Below are 5,039 nucleotides of genomic sequence, written 5' to 3' on the forward strand. Positions count from 1 at the left end.
GACTGTCTCTGGGCACGCGCTTGTTCCCAGGCGCGATCGGCAGATTCGATCTGGGCGAACAAGTCAGCAGAATGTCGGGGTGGCTGCTGCAACAAGCGATCGATCTGATATTTTGCCCGCAGTGCCGCTAATTCAGCGGGCGACAGGCGGGCTTGGGTCCACTCAAAGTCAGCCGCAGTATAGACTGGCAGCCGCGAACCGAGTTGTTCGATCGGGATGTCTGGCAGCCTTACTAATAAGTATTCCCGCACGCGACGGATTTCTCCAAATCGCTGCTCGATTTCATTGAGAATGCCGATGAATTGGCTCAGATGATGTGTTGTAATTGCAACACGTACCTCAATATCATCCAACGGAATCCCCAAGCCATCGGCTTTGGTGAGGAGTTCGGGGGGGATTTTGTCTAACGAGGGAGGATTAATCGCTGCCGCTAGCTCGGCTAGGGCGCGCTGAATCTGGTCTACAGTGGTAGCAACCGTCTCTCTCAATGGTTGTCGATCGGCGGGTACGGTCGCTAGTTCTGTTAGACTTTTGGTAGCTGACTGGAGTAGCGCGATCGCCTCATTTAAGTGATTAGTCATCAGAACTAGTAGTATATGGACTATATTCAGATCGATCGTACCAATTGTATGGAGATTATTCTCCAAGAGTTTCCCGCTTTTCAGACGCAATGGGATCTCCACTTAGCATCTTGGAGTCCGCAAATCGATCGCCCGATCGCGTTAGACATTGCCGAGTTCGCTGATTTTGCTGTAGATACAATTTGTGAAGGCATCGAAGCCCGAATCGATCGACTTGCCGCCACACTTCAATTAATGTTGCTCCAAGGTGATGCAGTCATCGAGTATACGTTTCGGACGATGTTCTTAGAGCAGATCGCTCAGCAGTGTTACCGGGGTGGCTGTGCCATCGAGATCTTTACCAGCAAGCTCCAACCCCTCAGTGCCTATCATTGGCAAGCGATCGATCGCCACTGGCACATTCACCCTTCCGGACTCGCCAGCAAACACTAGACTTCCTGCGTAAGTCAGGGGATAGGGAATAGGGAATAGGGGAAAACAGTATCCAAAAAGATTGCATTTTTACTTTTGCAGGAGGTTTACTCACTCTCCTCGATCGACTAGGATCTCCATCCAAAAGCTATCTTTACCCCTTACCCATTACCCATTACCCATTACCCCTTACCCCCTACCCCCCACTAACAGGTGGAATCAACACAATCTCGTCGCCATCGCGAACGATTGTCTCGGGATCGACGAATTCTAGATTGATGCCAAATCGCGTCACCTCGCGCCATTGCGCTAATTTTGGTCGCTCGGCAATCATCCGGTCTAACACCGCCTTCACTGGCGTATTTGGTGGGAATCGGTAAGATATTTCTTCCCGCCCAAAGGTCTCCTGATAGATCGCAAACAGCTCGATCGTGACAGTGATATCAGTTTGGCGCTCGTTCATGGCAGAGATGGGGGATGGGAGCGAAAATTTACATTTGACAGATAGAGCTGCGATCGACTCTGTGATAGCAATCGGGCGAATTTTATTGCATCTGTGACAAGTTTGTTTACAAAAAACTTGCATTTTTGTAAAGATATCGTTATATTAGTTTACATAACTAAATATTTATAGAGCGACTAGCTCGACCTAAAGATTATGCAAGGCAAAACATTCATCGACAACGACGGTAGAGAGAACAACTTCGCGATCGAGCCAAAAATGTACGTCACAGAAGGCCCTCAAGCTGGTTGGACTAAGTACGCAGAAACCCTCAACGGTCGGATGGCAATGATTGGTTTTGTATCTCTACTGATCCAAGAAATTCTGACTGGACACGGCATCGTCGGTTTCATCACTGGTCTGTAGTTACAAATTATAGTAGCTACTCATCTGTTAGTTTACACAAAAAACATTTATAGCACTACTCAACCAAGGAATTAATTATGCAAGGTAAAACATTCATCGACAACGACGGCAGAGAGAACAACTTCGCCATCGAACCAAAAATGTATACTACCGAGGGGCCTCAAGCTGGCTGGACTGATTACGCAGAGAAGCTCAATGGTCGGCTAGCAATGATCGGCTTCGTTGCATTATTAATCCAAGAAGTTTTGACCGGACACGGCATCGTCGGTTTTATTACCAATCTGTAACTCTTCATCAGTACGATCGTCTCACTCTAGTTTTCTTATCTTATTTTCTCGCGATAGCTGTTTGGCTGTCGCGTTTTTTGCGTGTAATTACATACGTGGTGAATTATCGATTTATGACACGAGTGTTATCACAGTGGTGAAACGATCGAGACACCACGATAATAGGTTAGCGAATATTATGAATAACTATAATTGATGAAGACCTACATCGAAAAACTTCAGCAGGTAGCTGTGATGACGGGTATTACCTTGGCTGGAATTGGTAGCAGTGGCGCAATGACTCCAGCTAATGCCTTGACGTTTAATTTTACGGCAGGGACAGGCGTAATTGTTGGTTCGCAGGTGTACCAAGGATTCACAGATGCAGGGGCAATTTGGTCTTCACTGTTTACCAACGATGTAACGCTCAATTTTACGATTAATTACCAAGATCGGGATATTGGTGCTAGTACGCTGGGATATGCGAATACTACCAATCCTGTCTATAACTACAATATTGTTGCTAATGCTTTGGCGAGTCACCGCAATCCGTTATCGGCTGATGATACTGCCGCAGTCAATAGTCTATCGTCAGGATCTAATTTTAATATCCTCATCAATCAAACGATAGATCGGCCAAGTGGATCTGCTAGTGCCACCCCCTATGTAGATAACGATGGCGGTGCCAACAACCGTCGAGTGGCGATGACTAATGCCAATGCTAAAGTTCTAGGCTTAATTCCTGATGGTACTGAAGACGCCAATATTGTTTTTAATAGCGCATTTAATTGGGATTTCGATTTCAGCGATGGCATCACACCTGGTACTTTTGATTTTGTCGGAGTTGCCGCTCATGAAATCGGTCACGCACTAGGATTCATTAGCGGTGTGGATGGACTAGACGACGCAAATGGCGCAATTGCGGAAAACGGTACTTTTCTGCGAACACTAGATCTATTTCGTTATTCTGCGCTAAGTAACGATATTACGCTCAATACCAGTCGCACGATCGATTTCACTGCTGATGAAAGAGATAAATACTTCTCGCTAGATGGCGGACTGACCAAAATTGCTTCTTTTGCCAGAGGTGTAAATTTTGGTCGAGATACTTGTACGCCCGGTGGAACATTGCTCTGCCCTCGTCAAGCCAGCCACTGGTCAGATAATTTAGACATTGGGATTATGGATCCGACTACGGCTGCTGGCGAAATATTGACAGTCTCTGAAAATGATTTACGAGCATTTGATGTCATTGGTTGGAATCGAGCTACGGTAGCGACAGCAGTGCCCGAACCTGCTGATTTCATCGGGACAGCAATTGGTGCGGTCTTTGGGTTTAAGCTGATTCAAAAGCGCAGGCAGCAACGTGCTAAATCCACTACCAAAACAATCTAAAATTTAAGTCGATCGATCTTCCCCAGCTAGCTTCAACCAAGAGGGCTGGGGAATTTTCGATCGATCGTCCTCGATGTGAGCTAAGATATCCGCATTGCAAAATATCTTGTAATTTAAAAATTCCCAGCTTACAGAACTCAAGGTAGCGTGAAAGTTACACGCAAATTAGTAGTTAAGTTTGTGCGAATAGCGAGAATTTTGCTTTGAACAATACACATCAACAACTACAACAATGAAAATACATGTTGTCAAACTCAAGCAAACAATTATTGGCGCGGGTATTACAGTAGTTGGAAGTATTGGTAGTTTGAGTCCGATTCCAGCCAATGCTTTGACTTTTAATTTTGCACCTGCTGCTGGAACATCACAACTAGCGATCGATGGATTTACCGCCGCAGGCGCACAGTGGTCTTCGTTATTTAAGGACAATGTAACTGTTAATATCGATATCAATTTCGCAGCTTTAGGAGCAGGAACCCTGGGAGAAGCTAGTTCTCAGATTGGATTGTATTCATACGATCGAGTCTATAATGCGGTTACTCGCGATCGTACCTCCGCCGATGACAATACGGCAGTTAATAGTCTCTCCAAAGGATCGGCAGTTAATTTATTGCTCAATCGGACGGCAAATAGTCCTTATGGAGTTGGTAGTGCCATCCCTTATTTAGATAATAATGGCAATGCAAATAATCAAACAATTAATCTTACTACTGCTAATGCCAAAGCTCTAGGCTTAGAAAATAATAGTAATAATATTGATGCCTCGATCGCTTTTAATAATACATTTGTGTGGGATTTCAATCGAAGCGACGGCATTACCGCAGGTGCTTTTGATTTTGTCGGAATTGCGACTCATGAGATCGGTCACGCGCTAGGTTTTATGAGCGGCGTGGATATTTTGGATCGCACTGGTGCCCCAAATTATGAGCCAGAAGATCGACTCGATTATGTCAGCATGTTAGATTTATTTCGTTATTCTAATGATAGTAAAAATGTCAACGCGATCGATTGGACGGCAGATAAGCGCGAGAAATACTTTTCCCTAGACGGTGGCAACACAAAAATAGCTGCTTTTTCAACTGGTGAGATTTTTGGCGATGGTCGTCAAAACAGTCATTGGCAAGATAATTTAGGGTTAGGAATCCTAGATCCGACGATTGCAGCAGGTGAGTCATTACAAATTAGCGAAAACGATCGACGGGCGCTCGATGCGATCGGTTGGGATCGGACAGTGAGTAATACTCTAGTTAGCGCTGGTATGACTAGCGATCTCAGTTCGATAACTACGATCGCGCGGGCTGAAGCAACTAACGTACCCGAACCGTCAAATCTAATCGGAACGATGATTTTGACTGCCTTTGGCATCAAAATGGTGCTCAAGCGCAGACAGCAGTTGTCAGGAGCTGTTGTTGATGCTAATGCGATTGAGTAGCGATCGAGGTTGAGAAAATAGGCATTGCTGGATTGAGGTATGATACCAAATCCGGTTGGTACAACCCACAAACCTCAGCCCTCACC

Annotated in this window: 8 protein-coding genes; 5 read left to right on the forward strand and 3 right to left on the reverse strand. The window is 45.4% G+C overall.

Annotation, left to right across the window (positions count from 1 at the left end; genetic code table 11):
• Positions 1-581: hypothetical protein (locus tag RMO35_RS19645; RefSeq protein ID WP_309743397.1), on the reverse strand; the 581-nt coding region annotated here is incomplete at its 3' end.
• A 15-nt stretch (positions 582-596) separates the two neighbouring features.
• Between RMO35_RS19645 and RMO35_RS19650 the strand changes: the two genes are divergently transcribed.
• On the forward strand, positions 597-1,013 hold the full coding sequence (locus RMO35_RS19650) for a hypothetical protein (RefSeq protein WP_309743399.1): 417 nt from the start codon (positions 597-599) through the stop codon (positions 1,011-1,013).
• A 175-nt stretch (positions 1,014-1,188) separates the two neighbouring features.
• Here the strand turns inward: RMO35_RS19650 and RMO35_RS19655 are convergent, their stop codons facing one another.
• The gene (locus RMO35_RS19655; RefSeq protein WP_309743401.1) at positions 1,189-1,455 is read right to left on the reverse strand and encodes a MoaD/ThiS family protein; all 267 of its coding nucleotides are present in this window, start codon (positions 1,453-1,455) and stop codon (positions 1,189-1,191) included.
• A 195-nt stretch (positions 1,456-1,650) separates the two neighbouring features.
• Between RMO35_RS19655 and RMO35_RS19660 the strand changes: the two genes are divergently transcribed.
• The 3 genes from RMO35_RS19660 to RMO35_RS19670 all read left to right on the forward strand — a co-directional run bounded on the left by RMO35_RS19660 (position 1,651) and on the right by RMO35_RS19670 (position 3,521).
• A complete protein-coding gene (locus tag RMO35_RS19660; RefSeq protein WP_309743404.1) occupies positions 1,651-1,860 on the forward strand; it encodes a chlorophyll a/b-binding protein in 210 nt (69 codons plus the stop codon).
• A gap of 77 nt (positions 1,861-1,937) precedes the next feature.
• Positions 1,938-2,147: a chlorophyll a/b-binding protein gene (locus RMO35_RS19665; RefSeq protein WP_309743406.1), complete on the forward strand. Its 210-nt coding sequence runs from the start codon at positions 1,938-1,940 to the stop codon at positions 2,145-2,147.
• Between the two features lie 195 nt (positions 2,148-2,342).
• Positions 2,343-3,521, forward strand: coding sequence for an NF038122 family metalloprotease (locus tag RMO35_RS19670; protein WP_309743408.1), 1,179 nt, complete (start codon positions 2,343-2,345; stop codon positions 3,519-3,521).
• Between the two features lie 3 nt (positions 3,522-3,524).
• Here the strand turns inward: RMO35_RS19670 and RMO35_RS19675 are convergent, their stop codons facing one another.
• Entirely contained in the window at positions 3,525-3,662 is a 138-nt protein-coding gene (locus RMO35_RS19675) for a hypothetical protein (RefSeq protein WP_309743410.1), read from the reverse strand.
• A gap of 91 nt (positions 3,663-3,753) precedes the next feature.
• On the opposite strand from RMO35_RS19675, the gene RMO35_RS19680 reads away from it, so the two are divergent.
• Positions 3,754-4,953, forward strand: a complete 1,200-nt coding sequence (locus RMO35_RS19680; RefSeq protein WP_309743412.1) for an NF038122 family metalloprotease — start codon at positions 3,754-3,756, stop codon at positions 4,951-4,953.
• Positions 4,954-5,039 lie beyond the last annotated feature (86 nt).

Source organism: Chamaesiphon sp. OTE_20_metabat_361 (assembly GCF_031364565.1).